At 52.0% G+C, this 23,093-nt stretch carries 11 protein-coding genes; 7 read left to right on the top strand and 4 right to left on the bottom strand.

All coding sequences use genetic code 11. The features are described from left to right. Window positions 1-108: 108 nt before the first annotated feature. From OGY71_RS18190 to OGY71_RS18200, 3 genes are all read right to left on the bottom strand, one after another. Complete coding sequence (locus OGY71_RS18190) at window positions 109-9,429, bottom strand: autotransporter outer membrane beta-barrel domain-containing protein (RefSeq protein WP_286613525.1); 9,321 nt, start codon at window positions 9,427-9,429, stop codon at window positions 109-111. A 196-nt stretch (window positions 9,430-9,625) separates the two neighbouring features. Continuing rightward, window positions 9,626-10,204: a helix-turn-helix transcriptional regulator gene (locus tag OGY71_RS18195; protein WP_008784033.1), complete on the bottom strand. Its 579-nt coding sequence runs from the start codon at window positions 10,202-10,204 to the stop codon at window positions 9,626-9,628. 617 nt (window positions 10,205-10,821) lie between these two features. After that, window positions 10,822-11,997, bottom strand: a complete 1,176-nt coding sequence (locus tag OGY71_RS18200) for a coiled-coil domain-containing protein (RefSeq protein WP_063940743.1) — start codon at window positions 11,995-11,997, stop codon at window positions 10,822-10,824. 299 nt (window positions 11,998-12,296) lie between these two features. On the opposite strand from OGY71_RS18200, the gene OGY71_RS18205 reads away from it, so the two are divergent. From OGY71_RS18205 to OGY71_RS18235, 7 genes are all read left to right on the top strand, one after another. Further along, entirely contained in the window at window positions 12,297-13,379 is a 1,083-nt protein-coding gene (locus OGY71_RS18205) for a YncE family protein (RefSeq protein ID WP_003831153.1), read from the top strand. Window positions 13,380-13,438: 59 nt separating this feature from the next. Then, window positions 13,439-15,637, top strand: a complete 2,199-nt coding sequence (locus tag OGY71_RS18210) for a TonB-dependent receptor (RefSeq protein WP_063940742.1) — start codon at window positions 13,439-13,441, stop codon at window positions 15,635-15,637. Between the two features lie 128 nt (window positions 15,638-15,765). After that, window positions 15,766-17,160 carry a phenylalanine transporter gene (gene pheP / locus OGY71_RS18215; protein ID WP_008784036.1) on the top strand — a complete coding sequence of 465 codons (1,395 nt, stop codon included), beginning with the start codon at window positions 15,766-15,768 and terminating at the stop codon, window positions 17,158-17,160. A 180-nt stretch (window positions 17,161-17,340) separates the two neighbouring features. After that, window positions 17,341-18,582, top strand: a complete 1,242-nt coding sequence (locus OGY71_RS18220) for an MFS transporter (RefSeq protein WP_003831156.1) — start codon at window positions 17,341-17,343, stop codon at window positions 18,580-18,582. Between the two features lie 15 nt (window positions 18,583-18,597). Continuing rightward, window positions 18,598-19,626 (top strand): sugar phosphate isomerase/epimerase family protein, encoded by a 1,029-nt coding sequence (locus tag OGY71_RS18225; RefSeq protein ID WP_063940739.1) that lies wholly within the window; start codon window positions 18,598-18,600, stop codon window positions 19,624-19,626. Beyond that, a complete protein-coding gene (locus tag OGY71_RS18230) occupies window positions 19,623-20,774 on the top strand; it encodes a Gfo/Idh/MocA family protein (protein WP_149335025.1) in 1,152 nt (383 codons plus the stop codon). The genes OGY71_RS18225 and OGY71_RS18230 overlap by 4 nt, the downstream gene beginning before the upstream one ends. A 77-nt stretch (window positions 20,775-20,851) precedes the next feature. Continuing rightward, window positions 20,852-21,832, top strand: a complete 981-nt coding sequence (locus OGY71_RS18235; RefSeq protein WP_003831159.1) for a LacI family DNA-binding transcriptional regulator — start codon at window positions 20,852-20,854, stop codon at window positions 21,830-21,832. A 3-nt stretch (window positions 21,833-21,835) separates the two neighbouring features. Here OGY71_RS18235 and OGY71_RS18240 read toward each other — a convergent pair whose 3' ends face one another. Beyond that, window positions 21,836-23,080, bottom strand: a complete 1,245-nt coding sequence (locus OGY71_RS18240) for a mechanosensitive ion channel family protein (RefSeq protein ID WP_003831160.1) — start codon at window positions 23,078-23,080, stop codon at window positions 21,836-21,838. Between the last annotated feature and the right edge of the window lie 13 nt (window positions 23,081-23,093).

Genomic DNA, 23,093 nt, shown 5'->3' on the forward strand with positions numbered 1-23,093 from the left:
CCGCGTTGCTGTTAAGTCTGTAGGCCTGATAAGCGTAGCGCATCAGGCGACTTTGAACGGCAAAAAAAAGCCCCCTGCAGAACAGGGGGCTGGTGAGTTTATGTCAGCTTAGAACGATTTCTTAAAGCCGATAGAGGCATTGACTGGCGCTTCTACCTGCGACTTACTGCCGCCGTTGCTGAATTGCGTACCCAGCTCACCGTAGACCTGCAGGTTTCTGTCGATGGACCATGACAGGCCGGCTGCAACTTCAGTGCTGGAGTACTGCTGTGAAGATTCCAGCGTGGTGGTGGCTACCGCATTGGTAAAGTGCGTTTTGTCTTTTGAACCCAGACCCTGCCAGACGTTTACCCTGCCATACGGCTGGAATTTGCCATGGTTGGTGTCATAGTCAGCGACCAGACGCACGCCCAGACGCGCGGTAAAGGAATCCGCAGTATCCATTTTCACTTTCGTTGGGGTCACACCATCCAGCGTGCTGTTATCAAAGTCGCTGTACTGGTAGATCAACTGAGCCTGAGGTTCCAGACTCCATGCGCTGGCACCTAAACGGAACGATTTACCTACCTCTGTCGACGCCGTCAGCGTGTTGCCTCTGACCGTATACGAGCCGTTGTTACCGGTCGCCTCCAGGCGGGATTTATGGTTACCATACTGCAGGACGTTATCAACATACATACCGTCACCCGAGAACCAGGTAGCATAGCCGCCGACGTAAAATGCGTTGTCGTCGATATTACCGCCTTTGCCATCGCTGCCTGTCTTCGTGCCTTTCACGTTGCTGTCGATATCAAGGATGCTGGTATACATCCCGGCTTTCCAGCTTTCGTTAGCATACATATCAACGCCGACCTGAATGCCCATGGTATGGGAGCTGGTTTGCGTACCGGCCGCGTCATCCAGTTTGGTTTTACCGGAGTAGCCAATCATTCTTGCCCACGCGCGATTGTCTTCATCAATGCCCGGTTTAACCTCGTCACCCATACGTTGGTGCATGTTACCCAACAGGCTAAGATCACCCTGACGTACGACGCTGGCGAGGCCAGAATACAGCATGGTTTCTGGACGGTATTCACTTCTCAGATACCAGTTTTCACCCTGGCCCTGAGCATTACCCGCATGCAGTTGGTACTCAAACGCACCTGCAGCCATACGATCGGCGGCAAGATGGAAGGCATCCCGCGACGTTTGTGCGGTGGTGGTTGCGCCATTGAGCGCTGTCACCACTTCGATACCATCCCCAATGGTCGGCGCACCGAGACCAGAACCATCGACATCCAGCAGCGTGCTACCGCTGGCTTTACCGCCATCGATAATCAGACGGTCGGCAATGCCTGAGCCGCTACCATTCTGGATAGCCGCCATGTTGATAGTCCCTTTTTCGCCGGTGTAATCCCCTTTGACGGTTAAGGTTGTGCCAGTCTGCTGACCGATGAGCGAGACATCGCCACCGTTGCTCAGGCCCGCTACCGTTTGGTTGTAACCCTGAGTGTTCAACGTGGTGTCTGCGACCACATAGTGGTGCGATGCGCTACTCAGGGTGTTGGCATTACCCGCTTGCAACACGCCGTTGGCGATCAACGTCGCGCCGCTGTAGCTGTTTTCGCCTTGCAGCTCGGTAATGCCGCTACCGGTTTGATGCAACTGGCCTTTACCACTGATATTGCCGGTCAGCGCCAGGGTATCGCCACGATTGACGTTGAGTACGCCGTTATCAACGACATCCCCCTGAATGCTGCCGATATCACCGCCGTTACCCAGCTGTAAAACGCCTTGTTCGATGGTGGTGCCACCGGTGTAGGTGTTATCCAGCGTCAGGGTGAGGGAGCCTTTACCGGTTTTGGTCAGTTGACCGTTACCTTCGACTTCAGTCAGCAGAGAAACGTCATGCCCGTTGGTGTCGAATGTCCCGCCGCCGGATTCCAGCGTCACCTGACGGGCAGTATCAAACGCTTCGCCATACTTCAGCGTACCGCCATTAAAGGTAATTCCCGTATCTGCCGCACCCAGGTTGGTATCGCCCGCTACCTGCAGCGTCCCGGAGGTGATGGTCGTTCCACCGCTGTAGGTGTTGTCGCCTGTGAGGATGAGGGTACCGAGATCGCCTTTATTCAGGCCGCCGGTACCGCGGATAACGCTGTCGATAGTCGCGGTGTAGTTGGCGCCGTCTACTGTGCCATCGCCAACGCGAATCAGGGTGTTGGCCGTATCGGTGGTAATGGCTTCGCCGCCCACGCGATAACCATCGGTGGCGAACTGCGCGCCGCTGATGATGACGTCGCCTTTGCTGTTATCGACGGTCACGTTGCCTGCTTCACCCTGGAAGACGGCAAACGCGGCATCGGTAAACGGTGCGTTCAGCGCGCCTTCCGGCGTCGATTCATCGGTAGTCCAGTTGTCGTTACCCTGGCTGGATTGCCAGATACCGTCGCCGCCGTTGATGACGCCGTTGTTTTTCAGCTCGCCATTTTCACCACCGGTGCCGTCCCAGAAGCGCAGCGTTAGTCCTGCGTGGTTGACCAGGTTGACCTGATTTTTCACCGATGTCTGCACGTACAGGCTGTCAGCCGCTTCCGGCGCGTTAGCAATATCCATCACATTGTTGGTCAATGTGCCGGTGTAGTTGATGACGCGATAGACGCCGACATCAAAGCTGCCGCCCGGTGAGGTTTCAATGTTGAGCTTACCGTCGAGCGTCAGATCGCCATTTACGTCAATCAAGTCGTTGAAAGCACCGCCCGGGGTGTAAGCCTGACCAAACTGATAATCCAGCTGTGCGTTATCATTGAGCGTCAGCGAACCGGTAGTCAGTTTACCCACGCTGTTGATGGCCGCACCTGCGGTAATATGAGCGTCGTCCAGCACATCAACCGCGCCGCCAATAATCCCGTTACCGCCGAGCGTTGCCCCGGATTTCACTGTCACCTGGCCGGTAGCCGCAGACTGATTACCGTTGACCAGCAGTATGCCTTCATTGACGTCCGTGGTGCCGGTGTAAGTATTGTCGCCGGTCAACGTTAACGTACCGTCACCGATTTTCACCAGGCTACCGTCGTTGCCGCTGATAATGCCGCTGATGGTGTCATCAAGATGCAGATTACCCAGTGACAGCTCTTTATTGCCCAGTTCGACATTACCTGCGCCGGACAACGAGCCGATCGATGTTGCGCTGTCGACTGCGCTGATATCGACCTTACCGCCCGCCAGGTTTTTAACGACGGTATTTTCTGCCATCGTCTGGTCAGCGAAGGTCATCAGTCCGCTGTTGTTCACGGTGGCATTGCCGCCGCTGGCGTCTTCTTCCAGCGCCAGAGTACTGTCTTTTGACACGTTAACCGTCGCGTTGCCCGCGGTGGCGTTGTTGGTTAACACCGCTTTCGCCGTACCCGTCAGGTTCAGCATTGCGCTCGCTGCGGTGACGTTATCTGCCAGCGTTAACAGGCTGTCGGCGATGTTCATAGTCAGGGATTTCAGGCTGGTATCTGTCCCGCTGACATTGAGCGTCGCGCCCTTATTGACGTTCACGGTGCTGCTTTCGTTACTGCCAAAGGCTCCGGTTTTGCTGACGTTGACCGTCACATTGTTGGCGTTTCCGGTACCGGCAATTTCTGTGTCGCCTTTGTAGCTGTTTGCGCGGTCGAGCGACAAGGTGCTGCCCGCATCGCTAGAGCTACTGGTGACTTTCAGTTTACCGTCGCCAGTAATCTCACCGGTTGGCGTGAAGTGGTGCGAATTGAGATCGAATACCGCTGCGTTCTCATTCGCTCCCAGCTCAATGGTGCGATTGCTGGTCAGGTCCGCGCCCAGTTGCAGCGTTGAACCGTTATTGATTGCCAGGTCAGTTCCGCTCTGGCCGAGATTGCTGTCGGAGGAGATCTGCAACGTGCCGCCATCAATGCGTGTGCCGCCGCGATACTCGTTATCGCCGCTGAGGATCAGACGGCCAAGGTCGGTTTTCACCAGCGTCAGCTTGTCAGCAGTACTGGCTTCGCGGATAACAGACTCAATGGTCGCGGTATAGTTTTGCCCCGCGCCACCGGCGCCAACGCGCAGCAGCAGTTCGCCAGTTCCCGGCGTCTGGCCTGCGTGGGTCGCGTTTTCCGTAGTGGCATACGCGTTAAGCGCATCGCCTTTAACGACATAGCCATCGGCATCAAACTGTGCCCCGGAGAAGTTAACTTCTCCCGCGGCGTTGTCCACGGTAACTGTACCGCCTTTGGTGGTGAAGACGGCGAAGGACTTCTGTGCCCAAGGGGCGTTACCTTCACCGGTTGCGGTGGTCCAGTTGTTATCACCCTGGCTGCCGATTGCCATCCATTTGCCATCGCCACCGTCAATTTTGTTGTCGCCTTCAATGCCCGACGCGCCGTGGCTCTGATTGACGGTTGCGCCGTCCCAGAACTGCAGGGTAACGCCGTTGGCGTTCACCAGGTTGACCTGTTTGTCGATAGAGGTCTGGACAAAAATATTGCTCTTATCCTGGCTGTCCGGTATTGCGCCTAATTCCAGCGTCTGGTTATCCAGCGTGCCGCCGTAGTTATAGATACGGTACACACCCGGTCCGAAGTTACCGCCCTGTGAAGTGGTGACATCCAGAGTCCCGTCCAGTTGCAGATCGCCTGCGACGTTAATCAGATCGTTTAGCGCGCCGCCTGGCGTATAGGCCTGACCCAGTTCGAAAGCGGAAGTCGTTTTGCTACCAAGCTGCAGATTACCGTTAATGGATAACGTACCCGCACCACCGTCACCGGCGCTGAGGGTCGTGGCATCGTTCATCAGCACGTTGCCGCCGATAGTGCCATTACCGCCAAGTGTGGACGTGCCGCTAACGGTGGTGGCACCGCGCGCCGCGCTTTGATCGCCATTCACCAGCAGCGTGCCGTTGGTAACGGTGGTGTCGCCGGTGTAGATGTTGTTACCGTTCAGACGGGTAATGCCGCCGCCGATTTGCTGTAGTGCGCCGATACCGGAGATCACGCCGTTGAGCAGCACGGTGTTGGCGCGATTAATCGCCAATATACCGTTGTCGATAATGTCTGACACGGCGCTGACTTCGCCTGTATTTCCGCCGTCGCCCAACTGCAGCGTACCGGTTTGAGCGATAGTGGTAGAGCCGGTGTAGGTATTGTTAGCGGTGAAGATCGTGGTACCGCCCGCCGCACGTTCGAACTTCCCGTCACCGCTGATGATACCGCGATAAATTTGCGCCGCTGAAGCATCACCCTGGGTATCGAAGATAACCTTGCTGTCTGCGCCCTGGGTCGTAACATTGTAATCGCCAATGCTTGCGGCAGTACTGGTCGGCTCGACGTGGTCTCCGGTGCTCAGGGTTGCGCCATTGTTTACGGCAATGGTTTTGCTTGCCAGCGTCAGGTTTTCTACGACGCGGACATCTGCGTTTGAGCCGCTGATGGTCAGCGAATCCCAACCGGTGCCGATGTTGGTACCAGTGGTCAGATTGTCGCTCACCAGCGTACCAATCTTCGCACCTTTCGTATCTGTGAAGGTGAGGGCGTTGCCGCTACCTGCTTCAGTAGTGATATGGCGTGTTTTATCCAGCGTCACATTGCCGATGTTAGCTTTATTGTTACCGCCAGTACCGGCGAAATTCACTTCGCCAGCATAGGTGCCGCTACTCCAGATAAAGGTGTCCCGGCCTTCGCCGGTATTGATTACGCCGCTGGTCACACCGCCGCTAATATCAATGGTGTCATTGCCTTTACCGGACTGAATGGCTACGGCCGTGTCGTTGGTAGCCTGCAGGGTTCCCCTGTTGGTAACGGTTTTACTGCGGTCGCCGCTGGCGTCAATCACCGGCGAGGTGGTGCTGGCAGAGATAATCTTGCCGCTGTTGGTGACCGCGCTGACGTTCTTCGCGATGATCGCCGAACCGCCTGCGCTGCTATGCACGTTGATGTCGGCATTGGTGGTGATACGACCGCTGGTATTTGCGCGGATACCGCTGCCTTCGCTGTTTAGTACCTCAATGGTATAGCCTTTGCCGATGGTCAGATCGCCCGTCACCGAACCGCCATTGCGTTGTTCAAAGGCAAAGCCGGTACCTTTCCCGTTGACGTTGAGGATATTGTTCAGCCCATCCTTCATATTCAGCGCCACGCTGGTGCGGATCCCTGGGCCATCGTTGGCATTGATGGTCACGTCGTTGAGCGTGATATCGGTGTTGTTGGCATCGTTTTGAATGCCAGCACCAGTCCCTTTCGCGCTGATAGTCACACCTTTTGCAGACAGCTTACCGGCTCCCGTATCGAGACGAATACCATCGGCCGTACCATTGGTCGTGATGGCATCGCCGGTAGTACCGGTAATACTCAGGCTTGCTCCATTGGTCAGCAGAACCCCTGCGGTTCCATCATCAACGGCTACCTGGCCCAGTCTTTTTATCTGGGCGCTGTCACCTGAAGCCAGTACGCCAATACCGTTGCTGACATGCAGGGCGCTGGAAGAGTTGTTAGTTAAGCTCCCGCCTTCTTGCACATCAACGCCGATGCTGTTTACGCTGTCCAGATCGATAATCGATTTGGTGTTGAGGATCAGGTTACCCAGATTCCTCGCCACATAGGCGATAACCTTGTTGCCGCTAGCTTCAGAGGTAATGCTGGCATCAGAGGTGAGGGTTGTCTCCACCGATTCACCCTGTTCTGAGCCGTTTAAATTATGCGCCTTGCCGTCAACAATCCCGGCAGTGGTTCCTACACCGGTCAAATTGATGATGGTTTTATCGCTAATATTACCGCTTGCACCGCCTTCAATCACAATGGCAGTTGCGCCCATCCCCCCAATGTTGAATGTCGCTTCACCGGTGACAACGTCAGTACCTTTCCCAGTACCCAGTACGCCAACAGAGTTGTTACCGCTGAGTGATAGTTTAAGATCGGAGTAATCTCCGCTCACGGGGTCCTTACTGTTACCGGCAAATTTGGCGCCCTCAGCAACACGGAAGATAGTGGTATTAACCTGACCATTATCATTCATCTCTGTCTTGCCAATGTTAGCGACCGCATTGGAGCCGTATAAAAAATAGCCTATCTGCTTGGTGTTGTTAAATACAGGGCTACTGTCGTTATTGATATTCGCCGTCGCACTGCCACGAACGTGCACCCCGATGTCCCCGGAGCCTTTCAGCGTAATGCCGGAAGAGATATCCGCAATCGCCTGCTTTCCAGCGGAGCCTTCAACCCAAATAGCGTAGTTACGCTCGTTGGTACTACCTTCACCGTTCACTGTAATTTGACCGGCCTGGCTGGTGGTGACTTTGGCATCCGAGCTGTCTGCACGAACATGAATGCCAATATTACTTCTGCCGTTAACATTAATCTGGCCGTCATTACGAATAGTTTGACCAGCATTTGCGCCGCTGTTATGCACCGACATCCCGTAGTTTGACAGTCCGGATGTCGCACCATTAACTGAGATTTCGCCGGAGTTGATAACATTCCCGCTCGCACCAGCGACCAGTAAGCCGGCTGCGTTACGTACGCCGGTTCCGAGGGTAATTTTGCCTTCGTTAGTCACAGTCCCTGCGCCGCGCACATGGATACCTGCGCTGAGGTTAGCGCCGCCAGTCAACGTTACATCTTGTGCGGTGTTAGAACCATCACGACCGAGATAAATCGTGGCGTCAGTACTGTTAGTGAAATTGGCATTATCAGCCACTTCAACGCCATAAGCGGTACCTTTCCCGAAGGAGGCACCGTTGGCGTTACCGTCCACCACATTGATCGTTTTGTTGTTAACCCCGGTTGAGTCTCCTGACAACAGCATCCCAATGGCCAGCGTAATTGGCGTTGTTACCGTGGTATTGGTATCCCAGGGGTTGGCCGCAGAGGCGGTACCATAGTTACCTGTTGTGACAGCCTGGTTTATGATGCCATCGTTGGTGACAGTACTGGTCCCTTTGCCCTGCATACCGATAGCGCCGTAGCTATTTACAGACTGTCGTCCATCTTTATCGATGAACAAACCGGAGTTGATGGTGCCGGTGTTGGTTGCCGTAGCGTTTTCCGCCAGCATACCAATCGCCAGACTGTGGCCTGTGGAAGTACGCAGTGCGTTGAGGGAACCCTGGTTCGTAATGACAGCGCCATCTGCGCCTTTCATCACGCCATTAATGCTGCCATCTACCGCCAGCACAGAATCTTTGGTCACAGTGCCGGTCGCACCCGCGCCATGCGCGTAAACGGCGTGCAGCTCGGTATTACCGATCGTGGCGTTATTGGTATGGCTTTTACCATCCTTCCAGACCTGGTATTGCCAATCAACCGAGCCGGTTACGGTATCGGATTGCAAAACGCTGCTAATCAGATCCGCATACCAATCTTCAACGTCTTTGAGCGACATCGTGCCGCGATTGGCATCCAGCATCAGCTGAAGTTGACTGACCTTTTGCCCCTGCGAATTTAAAACCGTTGCATCACTTTCGCCCAGCAGCCAGTCGTTAAGATCGCCCAGTTCCTGAGTATTGGTGATATCAAACTCCTGAGTGCCGGTTTTCACTGCATCACCGTTGCTATCGAATCCGTAGGTATCGATAGTCAATACTTTGCCGAACTGGTCCATTGTCTGAGAACCGTTAAAGGTTTCGTTCGGGACGACGGGAGCGGCGCCAAAAGAGATGTAGTTATCGGAAATCCAGTTAACCTTGCTGCCTGTACCGCTGGCTTCAAGCAAGGCGCTATTTTTGGCAAGGAGTTTGATGGTGTTTTCTGCATCGCGGGCATTTTTCTGATCGTTACCAATGTTCAGATTGGCCGTCGAACCGTTGCTGGCCTGCGCAATGCCAAAGTTGTTGTAGATTTTAGAAAGGGTTGAGTCATAGGTATTTAACGTTATGCCATCTAACGGAGTTTCGGTCAGATAACGAACCAGTTCATCGGTGTTGTAGACCTGCATAGCCGCCGGGGTTTCTAATGCAGGATCGATGATGGGAATTTCTTTATCTTGCGTAGGTGTCGTTGTTGGCTGGTTGAAGTAATACTTTTTCAGATCTTCAACTTCGGTAATCGGGGTGCTAACGCCCCCAATGTTCGCTGTGAGCGTAATCTTCTTTTGATCTAGCAACTGCTCAATAGTCGCTGATTCGACCAGTCCGGTTTGGCCTTGTTCAATTTGCGGCAATGCGCCAGTGACGTTTAACACTGCACCGTTAGTGGTGTTCTGGTAGAGGAAGCCATCATTGTGGATGTTGTCCTTCGTGCCCGGTTGAATAACAATATTGTTATAATCAACGGAAATATCATGATCGCCAGTATTATCCGCCATAACAAGCGGAGAGGTGCTGAGTAATGCCGTTGCTGCCAATACTGCAACCGTTTTACGCGAGCTGCTTTTTTTCTTTCCTTTGGTTAATTCAGAAACGACTACCCAGATACCGAGCGCCGCGTTCCAAATAATGCTGTAAACTTTGTTCATATATAACCCTCGTCTACATTCCTGTTATGCATGTGTTAATACATTGAGTTGTTGGCTATGGTTGGCACGCGGATGTGCTACCCGGTAATAGATTTTTGGGAATAGGGTTTCCTTCCGTGCGATGCGGAATTAAAAAGCGAGTCGAAAGAAAACCTTTTTAAATAATAACCGTGATAATTGTCCTTAAATAAGTCAGTTACGGCTGGCTATAGTGGGAAATGGTGTACTTGAGCCGGGTGTTATTTTTGCCGAGTTTTCTGGCAATATTGCTTTTGTACGCCCCGATGGTTTTTTCACTTTTTTGTGATGCCCCGGCGATTTGTGTCAGTGACCATCCTCGGGCAAGCATCATCATTACGTTGAATTCGTTTGCTGTGATCTTGTTGTGTAATGCTTTGATATTTTGTTGGTTATTGTTTTTTGTGATACGTGTAACGGCATGGTGTAGCCGATCAAGACTGGCATCTTGATCAAGAAACAGCATGTTCTTCCCACAAACGGTTTGAAAAAGAGTAAAAGTAGCTTCATCTGCCAAAACAATAATTTTGGTGACAGGTCGTAAAGCCATGTTGCGGATAATCCTGGCATATTTTAAAAAATCTGATTTGTCAGGATTAATGATGATGCAATCCGTTTCATAAGGAAGCATTTTGACAGCAGAGAGCGTCTGGGAGGAGTAATACGCGATATCAATATATAATGATGAGCCACGTAGGATTTCTCGCATGCCTAGCCAAGGGTAAATTGAGTCACCCAAAAAAATAGCCTTTGACATAACGATCTCCTTGAAATTTTGGTGCAAGCAGCCGCCTCTTTTTGTAGGTTAAAAAAGAGTTTCTTGCGACGCGTGAAATGTTAATTAAATCTCGTATAACGTTCTGTGCTGTGAACGTATCCTTATTAATTCCAGATAAAACAGATATTTTCTGTATTTATTAGAATCATTAACTATTCTTAAAGTAGATATTACACTTTGTTAAAATTTAAGATAAATCGTTTATTTCAGCTCTGCGTAAATGATTGATAGATTTCGCTTATGAATCGCGTGAATAATGATTGAGTGATTTCTATAAAGGCAGGGTATTCCTATCCATTGGGGTGGGGATTTACATGAAAAACATTATATTTCAGATGGATACCCGTTTTTCTTAATGGGATGACTGGTGAGTAGGAGAATTCTTAATCAAGACCAGGACAAAGAGAAGGGGCGTCGAGGGGAAGAGAGAAGTATCGCTAAATTTGCAGTTATCGACCTGAAACTCGAGTATTCAGGTTGATAATTCTTAGTGTTGTGATTTTTTTAGGGAATTATCCTATTTTTGTCTTTTTGTGCTTAATTTTAAAAGCTCACTTGAAGAGGTTGTTTTTTCTGATTGCTATTGCTGATAGGGCTTAGCCCGCCAACAGTTCCTGTTCTACCTGATGCACCTGCTGTTCCAGCGTATTGCGGATTTCCGTAAGCGCCCGTTGTTGATCGGAGAAGTAGGCTTCTTTATCTGTCACGGAGGTGGCAAGCCGCCAGGCGTTCTCGGCTTCCAGTTCGGTAATCTCTTTGAGCAGCGCGTTAATTTGTTCTCTGAGCTGCTGTATTTTGCTGCGTAAATGCTGCAAATCGTTCAATCGGTCACTCGCCATCATCGGTTCGAGGCCGCTTTGCAATTGAGTCAGTAGCGCCCGGACGGTGGCAAGATCGGCATTTTGGCGCGCTAGGTTAAGCTGCACCATCATCTGATGCGCCTTCTCTTTCAGATCATCGGCTACCACGTCCGGGTGGCAAAGACGGCTGGCCTGACGCCACAGGCGTTTTAACTCATTACGTTCATCAGAGGAAAGCCGCTGGTCACGGCTAAAACGATGCTGTGCATCCTGCTGCTGCTCCTGATATTCATCATATTCATGGCTGGCCTCTTCCTGTGCCCGACGGGTTGCGCTGTCGTCCTGGCGAGAAAAGTCGTTTTCCAGCTCACGAATCTCCGCCAGAAGGGCGGTAATCAGTTCAGTTTGCTGCTGAATACGTTGGCGTGTTTCCACCGATTCGCGCGAATCTGAATTCTGGTTCATCCAGTGCTGCTTGAGCCTTGCCAGTTGATCAACAGCCTGGGAAATATAGTGCTGACAGGATTGATAGTCTTTTTCCCGGCGTTTTCGCTCTGCTTCCTGTTTGCGCTGGGCGCTGGCGGCGAGCTGTTTACGCAGTTCGAGAATGCGGCTCATCAGCGGTCCAAGACGAAGGTGATACAGATCGTTGAAATCATCGAGGATTTGAATGCGCGTGTTGCGCTTATCGATCAGGTCACGCAGCTGTGTTTCGAGCGCTTTGAGTTCCAGCTTACTGGCGGCAATGGCTGGATCCTGCCACGTAGAGACTGCTCGTTGAGATTGCAGCCAGGCCGATATTTCACGCAGGGCATCACTAAAGCGTCGTTCTTCGATCGCCTGCACAATGGTGCCAGGTACGACTGACAAAGGCTCATTTTTAAGATGCGCCACCTGCTGGAAAATAATCTCCTCATCTTCCAGTTCAATAGCGCTTTTGACGATTTCCAGTCGTTTGATGATCTTATTCATGACAGTCATTGCCTGGCCTGGCTAAAAAACGAGTGGCTGAAGTACAACAGGTTCACCCGTTTGAAAATGTTAGAAAAACAGTAAAGCGCATTCTGTGGCCTGCGATGCCTTTTCGTCCAGAATAATTCACTGTAATTATGAAAAACCGGAAGTCGCGCGCACCTGTCTGCATATTCAAACCTCTGTTTCATGTTTTTTACTCTCGGGTAATAATTCTTGATTCAGTAAAGATAATGCGTATAGTTCTCATTCTCTTTTATTATTAACTCCCTGTATTACTTCTGGTAAGGATCCCGACAATGAAAAAAACAACATCCGCGCTGGCATTGCTGATTGCTGCGGCGTTAAGCGGTTGTGCGGCGCATACCACGCCAGCCAGCAACGCCAGCGTTACGGAAAAAACAGCGCAACCTGCCGTCAGTGATGTGCAACAACGCGCGCTGGCGGATGGATTATATGAAATGGCGCTTAGCCCGGCAGGGGATGCGTTGTACGTTGCCAGCGCCGAAGGATTTAAAGATGTGCAGGGCGGCGTGGTTTACAAGCTGGATCCAAAAACGCTTAAAACGCTCGGCTTGAGTCATACCGATATGAAAAACTTTGGTATGGCTATCTCGCCTGACGGTAAAACAGTGTATGTCACCAACTCACTGGATGGTGGCCTGAGCGCGCTGAATACCGCTGACGGCAAAGTGAAAAATCGCGTACTGTTCCCGGAACGTAACCCAGAAGGTTTCCCGTATGGTGCGCGCCAGGTGCTGCTGCATAACGGTTTGCTCTATATTGGTGCCGTGGCGGATCCGGCGGTGATTTGGGTGGTTGACGCTGAAACCCTGAAGCTAAAAACCCGCATTAAAAATACAGGTAAATGGATGACCGGACTGCATTATTCCGAGGTGACGCAGCGAATTTATGCAGCTAACGGCGGCGGTGAAATTCTTGTTATCAACCCGCGTAATCAGCGCGTAGAAAAACGCTGGCAACCGCTGGGGGAACAACCTGCGCTGTTGCTGAATATGGCAGAGGACGCACAAACTGGCCGCCTGTTTGTCACCGACAACTCGAAAGCGAAAACGACCCTGGTGCTGGATATCCATACCGGTAAGTTGCTGAAAAAATTGGATGTGGGTGATTCGCTGGCGGTGAAATTCAACGCAAAACGTAACGAAATCTATATTACCCAGCGTGATTCAGGGAAATTACTCAGCCTGAATGCGACCGATTACAGCGTGAAGAAAAGCTGGGACTTACCGCCTAACCCTAACAGCCTGCTGCTCTCGGCGGATGGGCAAACCCTGTTTGTTACCGTGAAACAGAAATTTAATAAAGACCACTCCACCTCTGCGCCAGATAACGTGGTGCGTATCGATCTGAATAAATAATAACAACATGTTGCCGGAGGGCTCTCCGGCAACGTCGTCAGACTTTTAATGGCATGGCTATGGACAACACTAAAACATACGCACTCTTAATGAGAAAAACTGTGCTGGCCGCAACTATTGGCGCGCTTTCCGGCACGGTGAATGCTGCTGAGACCCCCACGGAAGCAGAAGAGACCATTGTGGTGCAGGCCGCAGAGAGAAGTGATTTTAAACCCGGTGGAGATACGTTACTGCCCGCTTTTCTCGACGGTCAGGTTGCTAATGGCGGCAGGCTGGGGATGCTTGGTCAGCAAAATGCCATGGATGTACCATTTAACGTTATAAGCTACACCTCAAAACTGGTCGAAGATCAGCAAGCTAAGACCGTTGCCGATGTTGTCGCCAATGACGCGAGCGTGCAGGCGGTACAAGGCTACGGTAACTATGCAGAGACATACCGTATTCGCGGTCTGAAACTTGACGGCGATGATATGACCTTTGGTGGATTATCTGGTGTGCTGCCGCGTCAGGTGGTGGATACGCAGATGATCGATCGTGTTGAAATCTTTAAAGGCGCGAATGGATTACTCAATGGCGCTGCCGGTAGCGGCGTTGGCGGAATGATTAATCTTGAACCCAAGCATGCAGACGATACGCCGATCACACGCCTCGGTATGGATTACACCAGTGACTCACAGGTGGGAACGTCGCTCGATGCCGGACGCCGTTTTGGTGACAATAACCAGTTCGGTGCTCGTGTGAATCTGTTGCATCGTGAAGGGGAGGGGGCGGTTGACGACGATAAACGTCGTACCACGCTGGCATCACTGGGACTGGATTACCGTGGCGACCGTTTCCGCAGTTCATTAGACGTTGGGTATCAGAAAAAGACGTTTCACGGTGGCAACATGGGGATCAATATTTACTATGTGCCATTTGTCCCCGATCTGCCGAAAAATACGCACAACTATAGCCAGAGATGGGGTTATAGCGATATTGAGAATGAGTTCGGGATGGCGCGCACGGAATATGATCTGACCGAGAACTGGACCGCTTATGCCGGTTTAGGTGCGCAGCACGCGCATGAGATTGGCTTGTACAGTGCTCCGGAAATATACAACCAGGCCGGTGATGCGAAAGCCGGACGCCTTGATACCAATCGTATTATTGATGCGTTCAGCGGGATGGCAGGACTGCGCGGGAATTTTGATACGGGTTTTGTGTCGCATAAGGTTAATGTAGGTTATTCCGCCGTCACTAAAGAAGACAAAATCGCCTGGCGCATGGGGTCACGTGCCGCGCGCCCGGACGTCAATATCTACGATACACAGAATGTACCAAAACCGGCGGTGACGGCGACGGGAGGCAACTATAGCGATCCACTAACCAGTGGACGTACGCGTAGTCAGGGGTGGTTACTCAGCGATACGTTGGGTGTGCTTGATGATCAGCTTCTGTTTACCGTCGGCGCGCGCCACCAAAAGGTCGTGGTGCGTGATTACAACAAAGAAACTGGCGCTGAAAACGTTAAGAACAGTTTTGACGACAGCCGCTGGATGCCGACGTACGGTGTTGTATACAAGCCGTGGCAGGAACTCTCCCTATACGCGAACCATACCGAATCGTTACAGCCAGGCAGCACCGCGCCAAGCAGTGCAGTGAACTACGGTCAAAGCACCGGAATCATCCATGCAAAACAGAATGAGGTTGGGGTCAAAACAGACTTTGGACGTGTAGGCGGTTCACTGGCGCTGTTTGAAATCAAAATGCCGGTCGCCCAGTTGGATAGCCAGACCCGGTATTACGCAATCAACGGCGAGCAGCGTAACCGTGGTGTGGAGCTGAATGTTTTTGGTGAGCCGATGTTAGGACTGCGGCTGAATGCCAGTGCAACGTGGCTGGATGCGACGCTCAGTAAAAATCAAAACGGTGTCAACGACGGTAAGACGGCAATCGGCGTACCGGACTTCTATGCGGTGCTGGGTGCTGAATATGATATTAAACCTGTTGAAGGACTCACCGCGACGGCGCGGCTGAACCATTCTGGTGCTCAATATGCCAACGCGGCAAATACCAAGAAACTCGACAGTTTTACCACACTGGATTTAGGTGTGCGTTACCGTATGTCACTCAATCAAAACCAGAATCAGATGATTTTGCGTGCAGGGGTTGATAACGTTACCAACGAGAATTATTGGTCAGGTATTGATGATACCGGGACTTATCTGTTCCAGGGTGAGCCGCGCACGCTGAAGGTTTCCGTCAGTTACGACTTCTGATTTTTCTCCCGAGCCTCGGTGCGTTGGGCAAGGAAGCCCGGCGCATCCAATCGATTATTGCGCCTTGCGACAACCAGGTTGAAATGTTAAAAGAAGCCCCTTCAATAAAAACGACACAGGGGAAGGGCGTGAAAAACGCGTCAACTGCATCTGACACCAGCGTGTCTGATGCCGCGTCAACGAATGAGCCGACGCTTCAGCGGGGGTTGCAAAACCGCCATATTCAGTTAATTGCACTGGGCGGTGCAATTGGTACCGGCCTGTTTTTGGGCATTGGCCCGGCGATTCAGATGGCGGGACCTGCGGTGTTACTGGGTTACGGTGTTGCCGGGATCATCGCTTTTTTGATTATGCGTCAACTGGGCGAAATGGTAGTGGAAGAACCCGTTTCCGGATCCTTTGCCCATTTTGCCTATAAATACTGGGGACCGTTCGCGGGTTTTCTCTCCGGCTGGAACTACTGGGTGATGTTTGTGCTGGTCGGCATGGCGGAACTGACAGCGGCCGGGATCTATATGCAGTACTGGCTGCCCGATGTCCCGACCTGGATTTGGGCCGCGGCATTCTTCGTGATCATCAACGCCGTCAATCTGGTCAACGTACGCCTGTATGGCGAAACGGAATTCTGGTTCGCGCTGATTAAAGTGCTGGCTATTATCGGCATGATTGGTTTTGGTGTGTGGATGCTGTTTTCCGGTAACGGCGGGGAACATGCAAGCATCGATAACCTGTGGCGTTACAACGGCTTTTTTGCTACCGGCTGGAACGGATTAATTCTGTCGCTGGCGGTGATTATGTTCTCCTTTGGCGGGCTGGAGCTTATCGGAATTACTGCCGCAGAAGCGCAGGATCCGCAAAAAAGCATTCCGAAAGCGGTAAACCAGGTGGTGTACCGTATTCTGCTGTTTTACATCGGTTCTCTGGTGGTGCTGTTGGCGCTGTACCCGTGGGTGGAAGTGAAATCCAATAGCAGCCCGTTCGTGATGATTTTCCATAATCTTGACAGCAACGTGGTGGCTTCTGCGCTGAACTTTGTCATCCTGGTGGCTTCGCTGTCGGTGTATAACAGCGGCGTCTACTCTAACAGCCGTATGCTATTTGGTCTCTCGGTTCAGGGGAACGCGCCGAAGTTCTTAACCCGCGTCAGCCGTCGCGGCGTACCGGTGAACTCACTGATCCTTTCCGGTGCGATTACGTCGCTGGTGGTACTCATCAACTATGTGCTGCCGCAAAAGGCCTTTAGCCTACTGATGGCGCTGGTGGTGGCGACGCTGCTGCTGAACTGGATTATGATCTGCCTGGCACATCTGCGATTCCGCGCGGCGATGCGTCGTAAGGGACGTGACACGCAGTTTAAAGCGCTGCTATATCCGGCAGGGAACTACCTGTGTATTGCTTTCCTTGGCATGATTCTGGTGCTGATGTGTACGATGGATGAGATGCGCCTGTCAGCTATCCTGCTGCCAGTGTGGATCCTGTTCCTGTTTGTTGCCTTCAAACTGCTGCGTCGTAAGTCCCGCTAAGTTTCTACCGATCTTGTTATTACCGATCCCATCGTCAGGATGGGATCGGATCCTCACTCAACGTTTATCGTGACCGTTCTCGCAATTTTGTTGCTGCTGACAGGATCTTTATTTTGTAATCGATTACTTTTCTATTGAATCTATTTTGTAATCGATTACTTTTTAAGGGTGGGGCAAAAAATGGTGTCAACAACCGAAAGTAGTGGAAAACAGAGCGTACAGTACCGGCTGCTGGTGCCCCGGCTGTCGCTAATGATGTTCTTACAGTTCTTTATCTGGGGAAGTTGGTCCGTCACGCTGGGGCTGGTGATGAGCCAGCACAACATGTCGCTGTTGATTGGCGATGCGTTTTCAGCCGGGCCCATTGCCTCTATTCTGTCGCCATTCGTCTTAGGGATGCTGGTAGACCGCTTTTTTGCCTCGCAAAAGGTGATGGCGGTGATGCACCTTGCTGGCGCGGCAATCCTGTGGTTTGTTCCGCAGGCATTGATGGCGCAAAACGGTGCACTGTTGATTGGTCTGCTGTTTGGCTACACGTTGTGCTACATGCCAACGCTGGCGCTTACCAACAATATTGCTTTTCATAGCCTGTCGGATAAGGACAAAACCTTCCCTGTGGTACGGGTGTTTGGCACCATTGGCTGGATTGTCGCGGGGATCTTTATCGGTGTAACCGGAATTTCGGACACCACCGGCATCTTTACGCTGGCGGCGATTATCTCTGTGATTCTGGCGCTCTACAGCCTGACGTTGCCCAACACGCCTGCACCGGCGAAAGGACTGCCGGTTAAAGTTCGTGATCTGTTTTGTGCGGATGCTTTTGCCTTACTCAAGGTCCGTCACTTTTTTGTCTTCTCGCTCTGCGCGACGCTTATCTCTGTACCGTTGGGAACCTATTACGCGTATACCGCGTCGTTTCTTGCTGATGCGGGCGTCGGCGACGTCAGTACGGCGATGTCGTTTGGTCAGATGTCTGAAATATTCTTCATGCTGGTGATCCCGTTCCTGTTCAGACGTTTGGGCGTGAAATACATGCTGTTAATCGGGATGTGCGCCTGGTTCGTGCGTTATGCCTTCTTTGCCATCGGCATCAGCGAAGAGGGCCGATTCCTGCTGTATCTCGGCATTCTGCTGCACGGCGTGTGCTACGACTTCTTCTTCGTGGTCGGCTTTATTTACACCGATCGTATCGCCGGGGAAAAAGTAAAAGGTCAGGCGCAAAGCATGATCGTCATGTTTACCTATGGGATCGGTATGCTGCTGGGCTCGCAAATTTCAGGCGCACTTTACAACCGGCTGGTGGCGGGGCAAACCGTGCCTCAGGCGTGGACTACATTCTGGTGGATCCCGGCAGTCGCTGCCGCAGTGATTGCCGTGATTTTCCTTTTCTCTTTCAAGTATGACGACAAAGAGCAGGCGTAATTTTCAGGAGGGGTTATGAAAACCATCAAGGGACCTGGCATTTTTCTGGCGCAATTTATCGGGGATCGCTCGCCATTTAACACCCTGGAGGGCGTGGCAAAATGGGCGGCGGAGCTGGGCTATAAGGCATTACAAATCCCGTGTAATCACAAGTCGCTGTTTGATGTCGAACAAGCTGCTGTAAGTCAGGCCTATTGTGATGATATTCGCGGAATGCTGGCCGGGCATGGGTTAGTGATTAGCGAATTATCTACCCATCTTGAAGGTCAACTGGTTGCCGTCCATCCGGCTTATGATGACGCTTTTGACGGATTTGCTCCGCCGTCTGTACGCGCTAATCCGCAGGCCAGACAGGCGTGGGCCATCGAAACCTTACACCAGGCCGCTGCGGCTTCACAAAGACTGGGGCTGACGGCACATGCCACGTTTTCAGGTTCGCTCGCATGGCCTTTCTTTTACCCGTGGCCACCGCATAATCGTCAGCGCTTTGAAGAGGCTTTTCTGGAGCTGGCGCGTCGCTGGAGACCGATTCTCGATCGCTTTGATCATCATGGGGTGGATGTTTGCTTCGAGATCCATCCCGGCGAAGATCTGCATGATGGCGTGACGTTCGAGCGTTTTCTGGCACTGGTTGATAATCATCCTCGCTGCAACATTCTCTATGACCCGAGCCATCTGTTATTGCAGCAGATGGATTACCTTGGGTTTATCGATGTCTACCACTCGCGTATTAAAGCTTTCCACGTCAAGGACGCTGAGTACCACGCCAGTAGCCGCAGCGGTGTCTATGGCGGTTATCAGCCGTGGCTCGATCGCGCCGGGCGTTTCCGTTCCCTGGGGGACGGGCAGGTTGATTTCAAAACGATTTTCAGCAAGCTCACACAATATGATTTCCCTGGCTGGGCGGTGCTGGAATGGGAGTGTTGCCTGAAAGACGCGCAAACCGGGGCGAGTGAAGGGAGCGATTTTATACGCCGCCATATTATTCCGGTTTCTGCACGCGCATTTGATGATTTCGCCGCTGGCGATGAGGTACGCAAATGATACAGGTTGGCATTATTGGCAGCGGATTTATTGGGCCTGCACATATTGAGGCATTGCGTCGACTCGGCGGTGTGAACGTGGTGGCGCTCTGTGATAGCTCGCTGGCGGTTGCCCAGGAACGCGCAGATGCTCTTCATATTCCTCATGCGTACGGCAGCGTTGAGGCGCTGCTGGCGCATCCCGGACTGCGGGTAGTGCATAACTGTACGCCGAATCATCTGCATGCCGACATCAATCGGCAGATTTTACGCGCGGGCCTGCACGTGTTTTCAGAAAAGCCGCTGTGTATGACGCCGGATGAGGCTCGTGAACTGGAAACGCTGGCACAACGGGCGGGAGTGGTGCACGGCGTGAGCTTTGTCTATCGCCAGTTTGCAATGGTGCAGCAGGCGGCCAGTATGGTCAGAAGCGGCAGCGTGGGCCGTCTGTTTGCCGTTCAGGGGAGCTATTTGCAGGACTGGATGCTGCTGGAGACTGACTACAACTGGCGGGTCGATGCCGCACAGGGTGGGGATTCGCGGGCGGTAGCGGATATCGGTTCGCACTGGTGTGATACGGTGCAATTCGTGACTGGAAAACGTATTGTCGAGGTGATGGCCGATTTGGCTATCGTCTGGCCGGTACGTAAAGCCAGCATTGCCAGTAACGCTACGTTTGGCCAGCAAACGGCTGATGTGCAATTTGAGGATAAAGCGGTTACGACGGAAGATCGTGGATCGGTGCTAGTACGTTTTGATGATGGCAGCAAAGGCTGCTTTAGCGTTTCGCAGGTGAGTGCAGGGCGCAAGAATCACCTGAGCTTTGAAATTAACGGTAGCCACTGTTCACTGCACTGGGATCAGGAAACGCCGCAACAGCTTTGGGTCGGGCACCGTCAGCAGGCGAACCAGATCCTGACGGACGACCCTGGATTGATGAATGCTGATGTAGCTGCCAGTGCGCACTTTCCGGGCGGGCATATTGAGGGCTGGCCGGATGCGTTCAAGAATATGATGCAGCAGTTTTATCAGGCTGTGTTGGCAGGCAAAATGCCCGCGACGGCAGAGCGTCGATTTGCGTCTTTTTCTGATGGTGCGGATGTGATGTATATCATTGATGCAATTATAAAAAGCCATCAGCAGCAGCGTTGGATATCAGTACAGCGCTAAACACGCATCCGGTTCGCCAGTCGGCGATTTTATGGTAGCCTCAACGCAAAGCGTAAACCGCAGGATGTGTCGTCGTTATGTCTATTCAAAAAATCGCCCAGCTTGCCGGTGTGTCGGTGGCGACGGTATCGCGTGTGCTGAATCACAGTGATACCGTCAAAGCCAAAAATCGCGAGCGCGTGCTACAGGCTATTAAAGAAAGCAATTATCAGCCCAACCTGCTGGCGCGTCAGCTGCGTACGGCACGTAGTTCGATGATTTTGGTGATGGTTTCCAACATTGCCAACCCTTTTTGTGCAGAGGTTGTTAAAGGCATTGAAGAGGAGGCGGAGAAGAATGGCTATCGCATTTTGCTGTGCAATTCCGGCTCGGATACAGCCCGCTCAAAATCGGCGTTGAAGCTCCTGTCGGGGAAAATCGTCGATGGCATTATCACCATGGATGCATTCTCAAAATTACCGGAACTGACTACGCTGATTGGCGATGCGCCCTGGGTTCAGTGCGCGGAATATGCTGACAAAGGCGCGGTTTCCTGCGTGGGGATTAACGATGTTGACGCCGCACAGTCGGTGATATCTCACCTGGTGGATAAGGGCTACCGACGAATTGCCTTAATCAATCATGACCTGAGTTATAAATATGCTCGTTTGCGCGAACGCGGCTATAAAGCGGCGCTGCATGCATTGTCGCTTGAATATCAGGCTGTGGAATATGCCAGTGAATTAAGTTCCAGTGCAGGAATTGCGGCGATGAAAACACTACTTGCCGCAGAGGTGAAACCCGACGCGGTGTTTGCCGTATCGGACACGTTAGCCGCTGGTGCGATGCGCGCTATTTTCGATGCCGGATTACAGATCCCGCAGGATATCGCCGTTGTTGGTTTCGACGGTACGGAACTGGCAGAAATGGTTTCTCCACAGCTTTCGACCATTGAGCAGCCCTCACGGGATATAGGCCGCAAAGCGGTAGGATTGTTGCTGAATAAAATAGAAAATCCTGACGCGCAGACGGAAAGGGTGATGATGGACTGGCGCTATATTTCACGCGCCAGTACCTGAGCTTTATCGCTGAAACGCGCCAGACAGCGCACGAATATCGTTTCCGGTAGGCGACTGATGAATGCGCAAGCCAAACTCTTCGACTACGGCAAATATATGGTCGAAGATATCAGCCTGAATACTTTCATATTCCAGCCAGACCACCGTATTGGTAAAGGCATAAATTTCAATCGGTAAACCATGATCGTCTGGCGCAAGCTGGCGCACCATTAATGTCATATCTTTGCGAATACGCGGATGATGACGCAAATACTCGTTCAGATAAGCGCGAAAGGTGCCAATGTTCGTCATCCGGCGGTGATTCAATACCGATTCAGGCGCATCTAATTGCTGATTCCACTCGCTGATTTCCTGGTGACGTGTGGTTAAATACGGTTTCAGCAGGTGGGCTTTATGCAACCGCTGACGCTCATCCTCATCAAGAAAATGGATACTGGTGGCATCAATGCTGATGCTGCGTTTAATTCGCCGACCACCCGAAGCCGACATTCCGCTCCAGTTTTTAAAAGAGTCTGATACCAGCGACCAGGTTGGGATCGTGGTGATGGTGTTATCCCAGTTGCGCACTTTGACGGTGGTTAAGCCAATATCGATAACAGCACCGTCTGCGCCGTATTTCGGCATTTCCAGCCAGTCGCCAAGCTTTAACATATCGTTGGCGGAGAGCTGTATTCCGGCCACCAGACCGAGAATAGGGTCTTTAAACACCAGCATTAACACGGCGGCCATTGCACCCAAACCGCTTATCAGTATTGCCGGTGACTGGCCAATCAGCAGGGAAATCATCAATATTCCGACGAGGATTGCGCTGATTAGCTTGATGCCCTGGAATATGCCTTTTAGCGGCAGTTGCGACGCAGCAGGGAGTTTTTGCGAAAGATTGAGAATAACGTCCAGCAGAGAAAACAGTGACAGCAGGGCGTACATCATGATCCACAGCTGTGCGCAGGTTACTAATATTTCTGCGGCTTCGCTGCCTTTCTGTAGCCAGAGTGCGGCCTGTATATTGACAATGATACCCTGCAGGGTGAATGCCAGCCGGTGAAATAACTTGTTCTGCGTGATGATTTGTAGCCACAGGCGGGAGCTGGCGTTGGCGCGCTTTTCAAATGCGCGTAGTACCACCCAGTGCAAAATAACGTGAACAATAATGGCGGTGATAAAAATAATGCCAAAAATCATCACCAGCGAGGTGGTGTGATTTATTTCAATGCCGAGTTCTTCTACCTGAGATATCAATTCCTGCATAATGTCTCCTTAA

Origin of the sequence: Citrobacter sp. Cpo109 (genome assembly GCF_030332565.1) — a bacterium.
GTDB lineage: Bacteria > Pseudomonadota > Gammaproteobacteria > Enterobacterales > Enterobacteriaceae > Citrobacter > Citrobacter portucalensis.